The organism is Actinomyces denticolens, assembly GCF_002072185.1.
GTDB lineage: Bacteria > Actinomycetota > Actinomycetes > Actinomycetales > Actinomycetaceae > Actinomyces > Actinomyces denticolens.
Genome location: NZ_MVIW01000033.1, coordinates 1 through 16,743 on the forward strand (window position 1 = coordinate 1; position 16,743 = coordinate 16,743).

Here is a 16,743-nt window from a genome sequence, read left to right on the forward strand (position 1 = left end):
TCGCCTCGTCCCGGCGGGCGGCGCTGACCAGTGCCAGGGCGCCGTCGCGCCCGGCCCGCAGCGCGCCCTTGGCCGCGTAGCGGGCGCGCATGCCCAGGCCCGCCGCGCCCGAGGCGGCCTCGACGCGCACTGCCGCCCAGGTGGCCCCCGAGCGCAGGCAGCGGCGCAGCACCCACGGGCGCGTGGCCCGGGAGGCCGGCACCCGTTCGTCCAGGGCGGCTCCGGCGGCGAAGCGGATGACGCCGCCGCCCTGCCGCAGCGCCCCGAGGAACGCGGAGTCCTCGCCCCCGCTGAGCCCGTAGCGCGCGTCGAAGCGCAGGCCGAGGCCCCGCACGACGTCGAGGTCGAGCAGGAGGTTGCCCGTGCCGGCCTTCGTCATCACGGCCCCATCTGCGGCAGTGACCGCGCCGAAGACGCCCGAGCCCCGCACCCATGCGCCGGGCTCGGACTCGAAGCGCGGGTACCAGGGCCCGGACACGGCCGCGCAGCCGTGGGCGCGCCAGGCGCGCACGAGGGAGGTGAGCCAGCCGGAGCGGGTGAGCTCGTCGTCGTCGATGAACACCAGGAGGCGGGCGGCGGCGGCCTCGTCGAGAGCGCGGTTGCGGGCGGCGGTGATCCCGGGGACGGGCTCGTGGGCGTAATGGGGACCGATCTCAGCCGCCTCGGGCTCGTCGGCGCTGGCGGCCCGGACCGCCTCGACGACCTCGCGCGCACCCGCATCCGGGTCGTTGTCGACCACCACGACGCGCGCCCGCCCGACGCCGGCCCCCTCATCCGCGCGGGCGGCACGGGCCTGGTCCACGAGCTGGGGCAGGAGCTCGGCGAGCCAGTCATTGCGCCGGTAGGTGGTCACGGCAACGACCAGTGAGACCGATGGCGGCAGTGCCGGTGGGACCGGCGCGGGCGGCGAAGACTGGCTCATGCGTCCTCCTGGAGGGCGGGTCGACGGACAGGGCGTCGATGGGAGGGGATGGGGTTGGGACAACGCTACTATGCAGGCGCACGGGCCCCGCCCGCGGGCGCCCGGGATGACGGCGCGCCCGGGGGAGGACGGCGCGGCACCCATCGATGAGGACCTGAGAGAATCCCATGCCCGACTTCCCCCCCGATCTCTTCTCCCCCGGCGAGTCCGGCGAGCCCCCCACCGGCGCCGAGGCCGCCGAGCTGCTCGCGCGCACCGCGATCATCGTCGTCAACTACGACTCCGCCGAACTCCTGGCGCGCAACCTCGCCGAGGTGGCCAGGCGATCCCCCGAGGCGCGGGTCGTCGTCGTCGACAACCTCTCCTCCCCCGCCGCCCGCGAGCGCGCCCGCACCCTGGCCCGGGCGCGCGGCTGGGCGCTGGAGTGCCCGGAGGCGAACACGGGCTTCGGCGGCGGGATGAACCTGGGAGCCGCCCGGGCGATCGCCGACGGCGCAGAGGTCCTCGTCCTGCTCAACCCGGACGCCGTCATCGAGCGGGACTCCCTGGTGGCCTTGGCGCGGGACGCGCAGGCCGATCCCCTGGCGCTCGTGGGGCCGGTCATCCGGGACTCGGGCGGCGCGATCGTCTCCGATGGCCACGTGGTCTGCCTGGCGGACGGCTCGATGCGCTCGCGCCGCTCGCGGCGGCCGATCCCGCCCGGCGGCACCGCGCCCTGGCTGAGCGGGGCGTGCCTGGCGCTCTCGGCGTCCCTGTACCAGCGGATCGGGGGATTCGATGCCCGCTACTTCCTGTACTGGGAGGACGTGGACTTCTCCGCGCGGGTGCTCGCCGCCGGAGGGAGCCTGGTCCTGGAGCGCCGGGCCGCGGCCGTTCACGACGAGGGAGGCACCCACGGCTCCTCAGCGGGGCAGGAGGCGAAGTCCGACACGTACTACTACTACAACGCGCGCAACCGGCTCCTGTACGCGGGCCTGCACCTGGACGCCCGGGGCCGCCGTCGATGGCGGGCGACCGCGCCGGGCGCGGCTCGCGAGATCGTCCTGCGCGGGGGGAAGCGCCAGTTGCTGCGCTCACCCAGGCCCGTGGCGACGGCGCTGCGCGCAACCCTGGACGGTCTGCGCCTCGCGCGCCGGGCCGCCCGGGGGCTGCTGCCTCCCCAGGACGAGCCGATCCTGCGCTAGATGATTGATTCCAAGGGGTGTGTGGCGGCGTGGCAGTCCCGGGCGTGGGCGAGGGTCTCGCAGGAACGGTGCTGCTAAGTACCAGTTCCGAGCCCTGTTGGAAGGCGGACTCGTCATGGACACCGATCTGGAGACCCTCGCCACCGCACTGTACGTCACCGCTGATGACCTGTTGAAGGCCCATCCCGAGATCGCCCCCGCCCGCCCGCGCACGGGCATCGCCCCGACCACACGATCATTGCCGACAAGGGCTACCGCAGCGCACTCCTGGAGGCCGACCTCAACCAGGCCGGCATCACCGTCGTGCGTCCCGCCGCACGCAACGAGGCACCCCGACCAGGCGCCAACCTCCTACGCCCCCTGCGCCAGAGGATCGAGTCCGTCTTCGACACCCTCAAGGACCAGCTCGGCTTGGAGCGCCACGGCGGGCGCACCCCCACCGGCGTCACCGCACGCATCACCCAACGCATCCTCGCCCTGACCACCACCATATGGCCGGGCGACCGCATCGGAGCACCCGTCCTACGCAGCCTCACCGCCTACGACCACTAACCGCACCCCCTGGAATCAATCATCTAGGAGGAGTGGGAGGAGTCCGACCCCGCGCGAACCGTCTTGGCCCGCAGATACCGTCTCGGCCCGGCCTTGCGCCCTCAAACTGCGAGGATGAGGGCGCAAGGCCGGGCCGAGACGGTAAAGCGGGGGTGAGACGGTAAAGCGGAGCTGAGACGGCGAGGCCGGGGTGAGGGCGCAAATCGGGCCCCGTGCTCGTCGACGTGCCCGACGTCCCCCGAGGTTGTGGACGTGCTCGGGGGTTGTGGACGTGCCCCGGGGGCACGTTCACAACCCCCAAGCGCGTTCGCAACCCCCAGGCACGTTCACAACCCCCGAGCGCGTCCGCGAAGCGGCGCTGATACGAGTCCCGCCCGCCGGGCCATGGGGCTCTCGGCGGGCGGGAGGTGAGGATGGGCGGCGGCTCGGGCTCAGCTGGGGGCCGCACCGTCGAAGGTGGCGGCCGCGTGATCGGCGCCGAGGTCGACGACGACGTGCACCTGCCCCCGCCCGGAGGCCGGGATCGTGAAGGCCTTCTCCAGGGTCTGCGTCTCCCCCGGGGCGACGGAGTCGGGCACCTCGCCGTAGGCGCTGACCAGCTCCGCCGCCGGGGACTTGTCGGCGCCGTAGGTCACGGTGACCACGAGGCCCGACAGCGACAGGTCCGATCCGGTGTTGTTGGTGATCGTCACCGGGATCACCACGCCGGGACCGCCCGTCTCCCCGGGGCCGGCCTGGAGGTCCTCGGAGCGCATGGTGCCCAGCGCGATGGCGGCGCCGTCCACGGTGCTCGTCTGGTCGGGGGCGACGGGAGGGAGTTCGTCGGCTGAGATGTCGCCCTGGCTGAGGGCCGTGGCATCCGGTGCGGATTGCTCCGGCGTGGCGGCCTGCGCCGACGGCGCCTCGGAGCCGGTCGGCAACGGCTCACCCGTCGCCGAGGGGGCGGCGCTACTGGCCGGGGCCGCCGTGCCGGCGGTGGCGTCGACGGTCGGCGCGGCGCTGGACGCCGAGTCGGGGGCCTCGTCGCTGGAGCAGGCCCCGAGCGCCAGCGCCAGCGCCACGGGGAGGGCGAGGGCCGGGCGCGCCGCGCTACGCACCGCGCCCGTCCCCACGCGCCTCGGGTGGTGGCGCATCATCAGCGCCATCCCCAGCCGCCGTTCCAGCCCCAGTTGTTCCAGCGGTCGTTGCGGCCGCCGTTGTTCCAGCCCCAGTTGTTCCAGCCATCGTTGCCGTTGTCCTGGTCGTCATCGTCGTCGTCACGGCCATTGCCGCCGCCATTGTTCCACCAGTCGTTGTTGTTCCAACCATTGTCCTGGCCGCCGTTGTCGTCGCCCTCGCCCTGCGGCGGGACCTCCTTGGAGTCGATGGCGAAGCGGACGAGGCCCTGCTGGCCCTTCTTGTTGACACCGATGAACTCGCCGCCGTAGACGACGTACTTGTCGTTGCCCTCGACGGTCCAGGTAGCCTGGTTCATGCCGGTGTAGCTGCCGACGATGAAGTCGGGGCGGAAGCTCTGAAGCGCCGTGGTGGCGGGCTGGCCGGAGTAGTTGGTGTAGCCGCTGGCGTGGTTCCGCTGCACCGTGCCGGTGCGTCCGTTGACGTAGGCCAGGGCGTTGTAATAGGTCTTCGGCGAGGTGTCAGAGAAGCCGCCGATGTTGGAGCAGTCGTGCGGGTGGCCCGCGATGTAGGCAACGCCGCCGGCGGGGAAGACGTCGTAGGTGTCGCCGTGGCAGTCGGCCATGTAGTCGAGGTCGCCGGTGGCCCAGTTGGCGCGGAACATGCCCTCGAAGGTGCCCTCCTGGGAGTAGGCGACGCCGTAGAGGCCCTGACCGTCCGACTTCAGGGAGAAGATCGCTGCGTAGGTGCCGGAGTTGCGGACGACCGAGTTGATGTTGGTCGACTTGACGGCGCCGTCGCTGCCGATGATCGCCAGGCCGGGGTTGGAGGAGCCCCCGACAGTGCTGAAGGAGCCGCCGATGGCCACCTGGGTCCCATCGGAGGCGACGGTGACGGTGCGGACGAGGCCGCGGCCCACCCGGGGGGAGAAGTTGGTCAGGGACAGGGTGGGCAGGCTGACGGCGGCCACGCGGTAGCGGGCCTGGTTGTTGACCTGGGTGAAGGCGCCGGAGAAGTAGAGGGTGGCACCGTCCGGGGAGACTTCGACGTCGCGGACCTCGGTGTTGGGGGAGATGCCGAGGCTCACGCGCTTGCCGTCGGAGGCGCTGACGGCACCGAGGCGGAAGGTGCTCTCGTCGTTGAGGCGGGTGAAGTTGCCGCCGAGGTAGAGGGTCTTGCCGTCCTTCGAGGCGTCGATGGAGTAGATGACGCCGTTGGTGGTGGGCGCCCAGTCGAGGAGGGCGCCGGTGGTGATGTCGTAGGCCATCGCGTTGGAGCGCGGGGTCTCGTTCTCGCCCTGCGAGGAGCCTGCGGGGCGCGCGCTGGAGAACTCGCCGACGGCGTAGACCGTGTTGCCGACGATCTCCTGGTCCCACACGACACCGTTGATCTGGGCCGTCGGGAGGGGCTTCGGGGAGGCGATCGTGACCTCGCCCGCGGCGCCCTGGGCATCGGCCGCGTGGGCGGCCGGACTCGTGAAGGGGAGGACGGGCAGCGCCGCCAGGGCGAGGGGGAGCCCAGCGGCCATGGCGAGCCTTCGGGCGTGGCAACGTAGACGCATAGAGGTATTCCGTTCAATGCTTGGGGATACAGGGACAGCTTCTGGCAAGGGCGCCGAGCATCGCCGTGGGAGCTCGGATGGGGCCAGGCGCCGGATCCGACCTTAACACTCAGATAACTTTCAGGTAACAAAGGTCGCCTGGGGATTCTGCCAAGATTGCGACCTTCGTCTACCCGGATCCCCCGAGAGCGCTCCGGGCATCGCACCACGCCAGGCGCGCATTGCCCCAGGCTCGACGGGGCGATCCGACCTCTGGCGCGCTCGAATCCCATATCGACCTCCCCCGACACGGCATGCGAGTCCCAGAAGGGCCTGTTGCGAGCCGACGGTCATCCGATAGCCTGGTGAGAAGCAACACACTCGACCGGAGTCAGCTGAGGAGTCATCATGGCCCGTCCGTCCGCGATGCCCACCATTCCCGCCGTCGGCGCCCTCCTGCTGGCGCTCGGCCTGACCGCCTGCGGGAGCGAGCCCGCCGCGCCCGCCCCGGAGCCGACCGCTGGCAGCACGACGGCCGCGGCGAGCCCCGCCGACGCCGGTGCGGAGCCGTCGGAGGCCTCCACCGGGCAGTGCGCGGCCATGGAGGGCGCGACCGCCGTCGCCGGCTCCCTCACCGAGGTCCCGGCGCCCCCGGCAGGGATGAACTGGAGCCCCGGCGAGGCCGATCTGTCCACCTACGACCGCTGCGCGCCGTTGTCCTGGGTGACGCTGCCGATCTACGGCGCCACCGCGTCGTCGCCGTACCAGATCATGCTCTTCCACCACGGCGAGTACATCGGGACGGCGTCCTCGGAGTCCTACGGCTTCGAGCCCGCCGTGGAGCGGATCGACGACGCGACGATCCAGGTCACGTACACCTGGCCGAAGGACGGGGAGTCCAACGCCGACGCGAGCGGCCGCTCCGTGTCCACCTTCACCTGGGATGACGCCTCGGGCAGCGTGACTCACAGCGGCGAGTGGCCGCCGAGCGCCGGCTGAGCGGCCGCCGCCCGGGTCGGCGGGATGGGCGCCGCGCGACCCGCTTCCGGCATCCGTCACCCGCGCGGATCCTGAGGCCGCTCCCCCGAGCCGGCGCCCCGCGCCCCTCCGGCGCACCGCCGAGCTCCCGGGCTCGGTACCATGGCGGGGTTCCCGCGCGACGGCCCCGCGCCGTCGCCCGCCGGAGCCGCCCCGTTCAGCGCGCCCGGCCATCCCCCGCCCCTCCGGCGCACCGGCACTCCCCCGGGCCCGCGCCCCGCTTGAAAGGCCCTAATGTGACCACTTCCTCCCCCGATCGACTGCGCATCGCGATGATCGGCACCCGAGGGGTGCCCGCCCGGTACGGGGGCTTCGAGACCGCCGTCGAGGAGGTCGGCAGGCGCCTGGCCGCCAAGGGGCACAAGATCCTCGTCTACTGCCGCAACCCCGAGCCCGGCACGCCCCTGCCCGAGAGGTACCTCGGCATGAGGCTCGTGGAGCTGCCCGCCATGCGCAAGCGCAGCCTCGAGACCCTCTCCCACACGGCGCTGAGCACCGCCCACCTCCTGCGCCGCGTGCACCCCGATGCCGCCATCGTCTTCAACGCCGCCAATTCCCCCTTCCTGCCCGCCCTGCGCGCCGCCCGCATCCCCGTGGCCACGCATGTGGACGGCCTGGAGTGGCAGCGCGGGAAGTGGGGCCCCACCGGCAAGCGCTACTACCGGGCGGCCGAGGCCCTGGCCGTGCGCTACTCCGACGCGCTCATCGCCGACGCCCAGGGCATCGCCGACTACTACGACACCGAGTTCCGCGCCCCCACCGACCTCATCGCCTACGGCGCCCCGCGCATCCACGCCGGCACCGACCGCCTGGCCGAGCTGGGCCTCGAGGCCGGCCGCTTCCACCTGGTGGTCGCCCGCTTCGAGGTGGAGAACCACGTGGATGTCGCGGTGGAGGGCTATGCGGCGTCCAGCGCCGAGCACCCGCTCGTCGTCGTCGGCTCGGCGCCCTACGCCAACGAGTACACCGAGCGGATCCATTCCCTGGCCGATGACCGCGTCCGACTCCTCGGGGGCCTGTGGGACCAGGAGCTCCTCGACCAGCTTTACGGCGGGGCCGCCGTCTACCTCCACGGGCACTCCGTGGGGGGCACCAACCCCTCGCTGCTGCGCGCGATCGGGGCGGGGGCCGCCGTCGACGCCTTCGACGTCTCCTTCAACCGGGAGGTGCTCGGGCCCGCCGGCCGCTACTGGACCACCGCCGACGACGTCCGCGCCCTCATCGAGTCCGCCGAGTCCGATCCGGCCGGCACGGCGGCGCGCGGCGAGCTGTCCCGGGAGCGGGCCGAGCGCTACGACTGGGACGCCGTCGCCGACTCCTACGAGGCGCTGTGCCGCCGCCTGGCCGTCGGCGGCCCGGTGCGCCACCGCCCCTCGGGGCGCAGGACGGGGGCCTTCCCCGCATGAGCACGATCCTCGTCGCCCACCCCTCCCCCGACCTGTACGGCTCCGACCTCCAGCTGGTCGAGACCATCCACGCGCTCATCGGCGCCGGCCACGTGGTCAAGGTGGCGCTGCCCGCCGACGGCCCGCTCGTCCCGGTGCTGCGCCGAGCCGGGGCCGCGGTGGCCATCATCCCCTTCACCGTGCTGCGCAAGGCGCTGCTCAACCCGCGCGGGCTCGTGGGGCTCGGCGCGGGGGCGGGCCCGGAAGCGCTGCGCCTGGCGAGGATCATCCGGTCCTCCGGGGCCCGGGCGGTGCTGACCAACACCGTGACGATCCCGACCTGGCCGGCAGCCGCGCGGCTCGCCGGCGTGCCGGCCATCGCCCACGTGCACGAGGCGGAGGACTCCCAGCCGCTGGTCATCCGCGCCGGTCTCAACGCGCCGCTGCTGGCGGCGCGCGCCGTCGTCGCCAACTCGGGGGCCGCCCGGGACGTCCTCCTGTCCGCCCAGCCCCTGCTCAAGAACCGCACAAGAGTGATCCACAACGGCGTCCCCGGTCCCGAGCGGCCCCTGCCGGGGCCGCGGGATCGAACGGCGGGAGCCCCCTTCCGAGTGGCCCTCATCGCCCGGCTCTCACCCCGGAAGGGGATCGACATCGCCTTGGAGGCCATCGGACTGCTCCGCGCCCGGGGCGTGGACGCGCGTCTCGTGGTGGCCGGGTCCATCTTCCCCGGATACGAGTGGTACGAGGAGCAACTGCGGGAGCGGACCGGCCGGCCGGACCTGGGCGGCGCCGTCGAGCTGCTGGGCTACGTCAACCCGACCTGGCCGATCCTGGCCGACGCTGATGCGGTTATCGTCCCCTCGCGGGCCGAGCCCTTCGGCAACACGGCCGTCGAGGCCCTGCATGCGGGGCGCCCGCTCGTGGCCTCGCGCGTCCAGGGCCTCACCGAGGTGGTGCGCGACGGCGAGACGGGGCTGCTCGTCGACCCGGAGTCGCCGGAGGCCCTGGCGGCGGCGCTGGCCGAGCTCGAGCGCGACCCCGCCCGGGCCCGCGAACTGGCGCTGGCCGGGCGGGCGGACGCCGCCGAGCGCTTCTCCGTGGGCCGCTACCGCAGCGAGATCGTCGACGCCGTTGAATCCCTTCTCCAATAACCCCTACTTATCGCCGAGACCGGTCGAAAACGTCATCGAGACCGGCCCGCGGGCCGGTCTCGATGACGTTTTCGACCGGTCTCGGCGATAGGGGGCAGCTATCAGAGGGCGCGCATGTCCCGGTACCACTTGGGCAGGGCCAGGATGAGATAACCGGCGGAGCCCAGGAGCATGACGGCGTAGATCGCGAGGAACGGCGTCGGCGCCCAGCGCAGCGCGAGCACGATGCACAGCAGCCCGTAGTCCGTGGGCGCGGACAGGATCGACTTGAGCATCCCCTCGCGCCCCTCGTCCTTGGCCAGCGGGGTCCCGCCGTTGTGGCGCAGCTGGTAGGTGAGGATGTAGGTGAAGAAGTGGACGTTCTGCACGGCGCTGTAGGCCAGCGGGAGCAGCAGCAGGGCGGGCCGGGAGCCGACGACGTCGGCGAAGCGGAACAGTGAGATCGCGATGGCCAGGTGGAGGCTGGAGAGCTTGATCGCGTCGGCGACGTGGTCGAGCCACTCCCCCGCCTTCGAGCCGCCGTGGCGCAGCCTGGCGAGCTGTCCGTCGGCGGAGTCGAGCGCGTAGCCGAGCACGAGCAGGCCCGCCGTCGCGAGCGCCGCACCCACGGTCAGCGGCAGGGCCGCGATGAGGACGATGCCTGTCATGGTGCAGGCCGCGGACAGAACGGTCACCTGGTCCGGGGTGGCGCCCAGGCGATGCGCGACGGCGGCCAGCACCCGTCCCAGCGGGCGGTTGACGAGCCGCGAGTACAGGGGCGCGCCCGCCTTGGCCTTCTGCGCGGCCGACAGCGCGCGGATCGACTCGGCGATACCGGGGCGCGCGCCGTCGGCGGGGGCGGGGCCACCGGATGGGCCGGGACTCACTGGCTTCGAGGGTTTCATGAGGTCTCCAACTATGCGGGTAGGGGATCAGGCAGGGGTGGGCCGGGCGTCGTCGGCGGGCGTTCCGCCCTCCTCGCCGACCCGGCGACGGCGCGCCAAGTCGCGTCGCACCCACCAGAGGTAGGGGATGGACTGGCAGATGACCACGGAGATGACGGAGCCCAGGACGGGTCCGGCCGCGCCGAAGGGCGCGATGAGGACCCAGGAAAGGGCGAAGTTGACGGGGACGAGCACGAGGACGGGAACCACCTGGAAGCGCAGGCCTCGCGGGTCCGTCATGTACATGCCCAGCGGGTACTTGGCGGCCTCGACGATGACTGACGCGGCGAAGGACACGATGAGCAGCGTCGGCAGGTGGATGGCGCCGTCGGACAGGATGCCCGCGGCCCAGGGGGCGAGCAGCGCCATGGCGAGGGACATCGCCCCAGCGGCGCAGGCGAAGACCCCCGCGGGCTTGAGGGGGCTGGCGATCCGCCCGGCCGAGCGGGCCCTGGCGAACACCGGCCACATGGCCACGCCGGCGGCGACGACGGTCTGCGTGAGCAGGTTGAAGAGCGTACTGGCGAGGTTGTACTGCGCGAGCGCGTCGGAGGCGCCCAGATGGCTGAGGAGGATGCGGTCGGTCTGGAAGGCGATGGGCAGGACGAGCGACTGCAGGAGCTGGGGCCCGGCGGTGTTGATGACCTTGACGCCGGGGACCTCGCGCAGCCGGGGCACGTCGCGCGCGGCCTGCCGCAGAAGGGGGCCGGTGGCCCGCCAGGCCACGATGATGCAGATGATCGAGACCAGCGTGTTGGCCAGGTAGGAGTAGATGGACACGGCATTGCCCGAGTCCATGCGGGTGACGATGGCCAGCAGCAGGAGGGTCGTCATCGCCGGGGAGACGACGCCGGAGCTGATGACCTGGGTGGCCGATCGGCCGAGCCCGACGACGATGCGCTGCCCCACGCTCAGCGGCAGGGCGAGCGCGTAGATGAGGAGGCAGATGGTGGCGGTGGCACCGCCGCCGTCCATGAGCCGGGCGCCGAGCAGGGTGGGCCAGGCTCCCAGGAGCTGGATGACGATGCCCGCGGTGCAGATGACCACCGTGGAGGCGAGCAGGACGCGGATGGCGGTGGTCAGGGTGCGGCGCAGCGTGGAGTCGTGCGCGGGATCGGTCGAGCCGGCGACGACGTTGAGGATGACCGCGCCGATGCCCAGGTCGGTGAAGGGCATGAGGGTGGGGAAGGTGGCCAGCAGACCGTACTGGGCGTAGGCGTCGGGGCCGAAGTGGCTGAGGATCAGCCGGGTGTTGATGAGGCCGAAGACGCCTGCGACGACCATGACGACCATCTTCGCGCCGGCCGTCCGGCCGACCGAGGCCCATGGCCCGGATCTCCGGGGGGCGGGCTGGACGGGCATAGTGGTACCTCGTTACAACAGGGCAGGGACCAGCGTCAGGGACGCCGTGGGAACGGCCAGACTCTAGCAGCCGGTCTTCCCGCGGGCCGGTGGGCCCTGGGCTTTTGGCGCCATTCCGTGATCGACGGCGCTCCTCCGCAGGTCCTGGGCACCGCGGTCCGTAGCGGCGGCGCATCTCACACTGGGACCGCCCAGCCGCGAACCCACAGGCCAGAGGTCTGGACCTTCCTGCGCCAGGAGGCCCGAACGCTCGCGCCGGCGGATCATCGACGCAGGCCGCACCCCTCTTTCCCGGCCCGCACGCAGGCTCGCGCCGCCGCGCGCCGCCGATGGGGCACAGGTGCGATACGGCATTGCCCAAGCCGCGCACCCAGGAGATACAATCTGCTCAGTACCCTGAAAGAAGCCTACTGACGACGATTCCGACCCGTCGTTCCCGTGAAAGGTCCGACCTTCAGGCTCCCAGCGGGTCGCTCCCTGCGACTCTGGTCTGTAGCACCTAGCCTGACCTGGACACTTTCGCCCTCCGGGTCCCTCCCCGAACATCCCTCGCATACTTCAACAGGAGCCCTGATGTACCTGAATGATGTTGCGGCCACTATCAGGCCGGAGACCGGCCTGCCCCTGGCGCGCCTGCCCCTCGCAGAGCCCGCGCACGGCCGTCTCGCATGGTCCTCCATGCGCCGCGATCTCCTGGCCTGGATCGTGCTCAGCGACCTCGTCGCGATCGCCGCCCCCGCCTGGATCGCCCTCCCCCTCGGCGGCGTCGGCGCCACCCTGGCCGCCATGACCGTCGGCATGCTGATCCTCATCGGCACCTGGGCCCTGGGCGGCCTGGGCGCCGCCGCCGTCGATCACGGCTCCGTCCCGCTGCCCGCGCTCCTCGGCCTCCACGTACTGGCCCTGCCGGTCAGCCTCCTGGCCCACCGGGCCCTGGGCTCCTCCCTCGGCCCGATCGCCGTGGCCGGCCTGCTCGCCGCCCAGTTCCTCCTCATCCTGGTGGGCAGGGTGATCGAGTCCGGGCATCTGCGCCGCCGCCGCATGGACGGCCACGCCCTGCGCCGCACCCTCATCGTCATGGGCCCCGGCGCCGAGCCGATGCTCCACGAGATGCGCCGCCACCCCGCCGACGGCTTCCTCGTCATCGGATACCTCTCCTCCGGCGCCCCCGGGAGCCTGCGCAACGCGATGGCGGTGCCGGACGCCGACGGCCTGGCCCAGATGGTCAGCGAGGAGATGATCGACGTCGTCATGACGCTCGGCGCAGTCGCCCCCGACGACCTGCGCTCCCTCATGCGCGGGCTCGAGGGCACCCACGTGCGCCTCATCGTCGCCCCCGGCCTGCAGGACGTCGTTCCGAGCCGTTTGACGGGGCTGCCGGTCACGCACGGCTGGACGGCGCTCATCGGCGTCAAGACCCGCCGCACCCGCGAGGTCGGCAAGAAGGTCGTCGACCGGCTCATCGGTCTGGCGCTCCTGCTCATCGCCTCGCCGATCATCGGGATCGCGGCCCTGGCCGTGCGCCTGGAGTCCCCCGGCAGCCCCTTCTACTCCCAGACCCGCGTGGGCCTGAACGGCACGCACTTCACCATGTGGAAGCTGCGTTCCATGTACGCCGACGCCGACGCCCGCCGGGCCACGCTCATCGCCCGGGGCGGCGACTCGGGCAACCAGGTCCTGTTCAAGGACTCCCGCGACCCGCGGATCACCCGCGTGGGCCGGATCCTGCGCCGCACCTCCCTGGACGAGCTCCCCCAGCTCATCAACGTCGTGCGCGGCGAGATGAGCCTGGTGGGCCCCCGGCCGGCCCTGCCCAGCGAGGTCGCCCAGTACGACGACGAGGCCCGCCGCCGCCTCCTCGTGCGCCCCGGCATGACCGGCCTGTGGCAGGTCTCGGGCCGCTCGGACCTGTCCTGGAGCTCCACCGTGGCCCTCGACCGCCACTACGTGGAGAACCGCGGCGCGCTGATCGACGCCAAGATCCTGGCCGCCACCGCGCGCGCCGTCACCGGCGGGAAGGGGGCCTACTGATGATCGTCGGCTACGTCCCCGGTGGCTTCGACATGCTCCACGTCGGTCATCTCAATATCCTCACAACCGCGGCGGCGCGCTGCGACCGGCTCATCGCCGGAGTCGCCACGGACGCCTCCCTGGAGCGGATGAAAGGCCGAGGTCCGATCGTGCCCCAGCACGAGCGGATGGCCCTCGTCCAGGCCCTACGGATGGTCGATCATGTCATCCTCGATCACGACCAGGACAAGCGGCTGGCCTGGCGCACAGCGCCTTTCGATGTACTCTTCAAGGGAACGGACTGGCGCGGCACCGACAAGGGCCGTCTGCTCGAGGAGCAGATGGCGGAGGTCGGCGCCCGCGTCGTCTACCTGCCGTACACGCCGACGACCTCGTCGACGATGCTGCGCAGGGCCCTCCTCCAGGAGGTCGCGTCGCCCGAGCCCGAGGCGGTGGCGGCCACTGCGTGAGGGGCGGTACCAAGATCACCAACGCGAAGGGAAAGCGCGCGTGACCGCCACCACCACTCAGGCGCCGATGCGGGACCAGCGACAAGCGGTCCCCGGCCCCGCGCTTCCAGCGTCCCCGAGGGCCCGCCTCCTCGCCGTCGTCATCGACATCCTCCTGGGCCTCGTGATCGGCGCCGCGATCACCATGCTCGCCAAGGGGCCCCTGGGCCTCCTGCTCGCCGCCGGGGTCACCGCGGTGGGGATCGTCCTCGCCCGATTCGCCCTCATCGCGACCACGGGCTGGACGCCCGGCGGCAGGATCGTCGGGGTGCGGATGGTGGACGCCTCCAATGACGAGCCCTCCTTCGTGGGGGCATTCGTCCACGCTGACCTCATTCTCATCACCGCCGGCATCGGCGGCCTGTTCATGCTGCGCAGCGCGGCGAGGGACCCCGAGGGGATGGGCTGGCACGACCGCCTCAGCCGCATGCGCCTCATCTCCACGAAGGACTCCAGCGCATCGGCCCCGCCGCGCGGCGCGGATGAGCCCCGCCCCAGCGGGCCGACCGGTCCCTCGGCGGCCTCCCCGGCCGACGAGCCGACGGCGATGATGACGCCGTCGGCCGTGCCCTCCGTGGAGCATCTGACGGGCGCCGCCGCTGACGCCTCGGCTGAGCCCTCCGAGCCCTCGCCGACCACCCCCTCGGCGGTGCCGTCCGTTCCTGCGTCCTCGTCCTCGGCGTCGTCGGCCCCCACGGCCCGCTCCTCGGCCGCCGCCGGGACGGGCACCGATCCCGCTCCTCGCACGCGCCGCTCGATGCGCCGCTCCCAGGAGCGCTCCTCCGCGCGCGCGGAGGAGCCCGGCGCCGTGGCGATCCTGGGATCCATCCCCTGGTCGGGGGAGGCTCCCGAGCTCGACAGCCCCACGCTCGACGGCGGTGGCCTGGACGCCCTGAACGCCGGCCTCGTCCTCGGCTCAGTCGATCCCGCCCCCGACGGCGGCGCCTCCGGGCCCGTGATCGACGCCGAGACCCCCGAGACGGACCCGCCCCCCGCGCAGGAGTCGGCGGCCAGCGCCGCCAGCGCGCCCGCCCTCAGCGCCGCCAGCGCGCCGATCGCGCCGCGCGCCGAGGAGGAGCACGAGCCGCCTCCCCCGACCGAGCCGGTCGACCTGCGCAGCCTGGACCTCGGCGAGCACTCCGACGGCGAGGACTCCTCGGACTCCACCGTGCAGTCCATCCGCATGCCCTCCTCCGTCGAGGACACCGGCGCCACCGCCGTCCTCGTCCCGGAGCGCGACGGCGGGGAGATCGCCCTGGCGGGCGTCGTCGTCCTGGGCCGCGACCCGGTGGCCTCCCCCGAGCATCCCGAGGCGAGCCTCCTCGTGCTGCGGGGGACCTCGCTGTCCATCTCCAAGACGCACGCCCTGCTCATCCCGGTCGTCGACGGTCTGTGGGTGACCGACCTGCACTCCACCAACGGCACCACGATCGTCCACGGGGGCACCTCGCGCCGCGCGGTCCCGGGGATCCCGGAACCCGTGTTCCCCGGCGATCGCCTTCTCTTCGGCAAGGTGGGGTACCGTGTCAAGGACTAGCGCCCGGTGACCCACTGACCGGGCTCCGGCGCGCGGACGAGGCACCGCCCGGGGCAGCAGTGCCGCCAGCGCAGAGGCCACGAACGAGGAAGCAGGACAACGATGGAGATCGCCGTTCGGCCCGATCCGATGGACTGGATCGTCATCCCGACCTACCCGGCACCGGGGTGGGCGCGGATCGAGGCGCGACGCCGGGCCGCGGGGGCGCTGGACCCCTCGGCCGAGCCCTTCCTCCTCCAGGTCCTGGAGGGCCTCTCGCGCGCCGATCGGCTCGGCTCCGAGGCCCGCGTCGTCCGGTGCCGGGCCGGCCGCCCCGAGTTCGTCGTCGATCTGGCGATCGTCCCCGCCACCGACGACTCCTCCAAGGCCGGGCGGCACAGCGCCCAGAAGGCCGTCCTGGGCGCCCTCGTCCCGGACGCCGAGCCCCAGCGGCTGCGCCCCGCCCCCGACATGGCCGGCTTCTGGGCGATGAGCTCCGATGCCCACGCCCACCCGCAGGCGGCGATCATCCTGAGGATGGCGGGCCTGCCCACGATCCCCGCCGACCTCATCATGCGGGTGTGGGGATCGATCCCCGAGCAGCTGCGCCAGGCCGTCGATGAGGCGATCTCCCTGGCCGGCCGCGTCGTGCCGGCAGAGGCCTGAGGGCCCCGCCCCGGTCGAGGCGCGCCGATCCCCATGGCCCCCAAGCGCACCCGGATGAGCGCCGGCGAGCGGCGCGAGCAACTCATTATCATCGCTCGCGCGCTGTTCGCGGACAAGGGCTTCGAAGGGACGAGCATCGAGGAGATCGCCCACCGGGCGAAGGTCTCCAAGCCGGTGGTCTACGAGCACTTCGGAGGCAAGGAGGGGCTCTACGCCGTCATCGTGGACCGCGAGCTGACGACGATCTCCTCCACGATCACCGACGCGCTGCGCTCCTCGGAGACCCCCTCGGTCATCGTCGAGCGCGCCGCCCTGGCCCTGCTGACCTACATCGAGAACTCGCCCGACGGCTTCCGCCTGCTCTCCGCGGGGAGCCACCGCACTGCGGGCACCTACTCCACACTGCTGGCCGACGTCGCCATCCAGGTCTCCGGCATCCTGGCCGCGCAGTTCCGCGCCCATGGGCTCGAGGCCTCCACCGCGCCGCTGTACGCCCAGATGCTCGTCGGCATCGTCGCCATGCCGGCCCAGTGGTGGTTGGAGGACCGCTCCTTGAGCAAGGAGTCGGTGGCGGCCCACATGGTCAACCTCGCCTGGAACGGCCTGCGCGGCCTCCAGCCGGATCCGGCGCTGCGCCACCCGATGACGCCGGACTGATCGGGGCGGTCACGGCCGCGGCGCCGACGGCGGCGGGCAGTGCTCGCCCTCCCCTCGCCCGGGCTTTCGTGACACCCCCGTCATAGAGTCTGTGGGCCCCGCCACCAGGAAGATCACGAGGTGGCGGCTAACGCATGAGAGGGGGACACCGGCCGGGGGGCGCCCGTAGAATGGTTGGCGAACCCTGGTCGTGGGCTCGGCCCTGTTCT

The 16,743-nt window shown here is 72.6% G+C and carries 15 protein-coding genes; 10 read left to right on the forward strand and 5 right to left on the reverse strand.

Annotation, left to right across the window (positions count from 1 at the left end; genetic code table 11):
- Positions 1 to 922, reverse strand: a 922-nt coding sequence (locus tag B1H55_RS09475) for a glycosyltransferase family 2 protein (protein WP_080461703.1), incomplete at its 3' end; no start/stop codon positions are given.
- Positions 923 to 1,089: 167 nt separating this feature from the next.
- On the opposite strand from B1H55_RS09475, the gene B1H55_RS09480 reads away from it, so the two are divergent.
- Positions 1,090 to 2,106, forward strand: a complete 1,017-nt coding sequence (locus B1H55_RS09480; RefSeq protein WP_077239792.1) for a glycosyltransferase family 2 protein — start codon at positions 1,090 to 1,092, stop codon at positions 2,104 to 2,106.
- A 267-nt stretch (positions 2,107 to 2,373) separates the two neighbouring features.
- Positions 2,374 to 2,658, forward strand: coding sequence for a transposase (locus B1H55_RS09485; RefSeq protein WP_231953028.1), 285 nt, complete (start codon positions 2,374 to 2,376; stop codon positions 2,656 to 2,658).
- A 431-nt stretch (positions 2,659 to 3,089) separates the two neighbouring features.
- Here the strand turns inward: B1H55_RS09485 and B1H55_RS12890 are convergent, their stop codons facing one another.
- A complete protein-coding gene (locus B1H55_RS12890; protein ID WP_231952633.1) occupies positions 3,090 to 3,794 on the reverse strand; it encodes a hypothetical protein in 705 nt (234 codons plus the stop codon).
- Positions 3,794 to 5,302, reverse strand: a complete 1,509-nt coding sequence (locus B1H55_RS09495) for a WD40 repeat domain-containing protein (RefSeq protein ID WP_231952634.1) — start codon at positions 5,300 to 5,302, stop codon at positions 3,794 to 3,796. Before B1H55_RS09495 ends, B1H55_RS12890 begins: the two co-directional genes overlap by 1 nt.
- Positions 5,303 to 5,722: 420 nt before the next feature.
- Between B1H55_RS09495 and B1H55_RS09500 the strand changes: the two genes are divergently transcribed.
- The 3 genes from B1H55_RS09500 to B1H55_RS09510 all read left to right on the forward strand — a co-directional run bounded on the left by B1H55_RS09500 (position 5,723) and on the right by B1H55_RS09510 (position 8,891).
- Positions 5,723 to 6,313 carry an LppP/LprE family lipoprotein gene (locus B1H55_RS09500; RefSeq protein ID WP_077239789.1) on the forward strand — a complete coding sequence of 197 codons (591 nt, stop codon included), beginning with the start codon at positions 5,723 to 5,725 and terminating at the stop codon, positions 6,311 to 6,313.
- 275 nt (positions 6,314 to 6,588) lie between these two features.
- Positions 6,589 to 7,758: a DUF1972 domain-containing protein gene (locus B1H55_RS09505; protein ID WP_080461705.1), complete on the forward strand. Its 1,170-nt coding sequence runs from the start codon at positions 6,589 to 6,591 to the stop codon at positions 7,756 to 7,758.
- The gene (locus tag B1H55_RS09510) at positions 7,755 to 8,891 is read left to right on the forward strand and encodes a glycosyltransferase family 4 protein (RefSeq protein WP_080461706.1); all 1,137 of its coding nucleotides are present in this window, start codon (positions 7,755 to 7,757) and stop codon (positions 8,889 to 8,891) included. The genes B1H55_RS09505 and B1H55_RS09510 overlap by 4 nt, the downstream gene beginning before the upstream one ends.
- Positions 8,892 to 8,992: 101 nt before the next feature.
- Here the strand turns inward: B1H55_RS09510 and B1H55_RS09515 are convergent, their stop codons facing one another.
- Positions 8,993 to 9,775: a CDP-alcohol phosphatidyltransferase family protein gene (locus B1H55_RS09515; RefSeq protein WP_077239788.1), complete on the reverse strand. Its 783-nt coding sequence runs from the start codon at positions 9,773 to 9,775 to the stop codon at positions 8,993 to 8,995.
- Positions 9,776 to 9,802: 27 nt separating this feature from the next.
- Positions 9,803 to 11,176 carry a lipopolysaccharide biosynthesis protein gene (locus tag B1H55_RS09520; RefSeq protein ID WP_080461707.1) on the reverse strand — a complete coding sequence of 458 codons (1,374 nt, stop codon included), beginning with the start codon at positions 11,174 to 11,176 and terminating at the stop codon, positions 9,803 to 9,805.
- Between the two features lie 573 nt (positions 11,177 to 11,749).
- Here B1H55_RS09520 and B1H55_RS09525 point away from each other — a divergent pair.
- From B1H55_RS09525 to B1H55_RS09545, 5 genes are all read left to right on the forward strand, one after another.
- Positions 11,750 to 13,207, forward strand: coding sequence for a sugar transferase (locus tag B1H55_RS09525; protein ID WP_231952636.1), 1,458 nt, complete (start codon positions 11,750 to 11,752; stop codon positions 13,205 to 13,207).
- Positions 13,207 to 13,656: an FAD synthase family protein gene (locus tag B1H55_RS09530; protein ID WP_077239787.1), complete on the forward strand. Its 450-nt coding sequence runs from the start codon at positions 13,207 to 13,209 to the stop codon at positions 13,654 to 13,656. The genes B1H55_RS09525 and B1H55_RS09530 overlap by 1 nt, the downstream gene beginning before the upstream one ends.
- A gap of 40 nt (positions 13,657 to 13,696) precedes the next feature.
- Positions 13,697 to 15,232, forward strand: coding sequence for an RDD family protein (locus B1H55_RS09535; RefSeq protein WP_080461708.1), 1,536 nt, complete (start codon positions 13,697 to 13,699; stop codon positions 15,230 to 15,232).
- A 102-nt stretch (positions 15,233 to 15,334) separates the two neighbouring features.
- Entirely contained in the window at positions 15,335 to 15,877 is a 543-nt protein-coding gene (locus tag B1H55_RS09540) for a hypothetical protein (protein ID WP_077239784.1), read from the forward strand.
- Positions 15,878 to 15,910: 33 nt separating this feature from the next.
- On the forward strand, positions 15,911 to 16,534 hold the full coding sequence (locus tag B1H55_RS09545) for a TetR/AcrR family transcriptional regulator (RefSeq protein WP_073453985.1): 624 nt from the start codon (positions 15,911 to 15,913) through the stop codon (positions 16,532 to 16,534).
- The last annotated feature ends 209 nt before the right edge of the window (positions 16,535 to 16,743 follow it).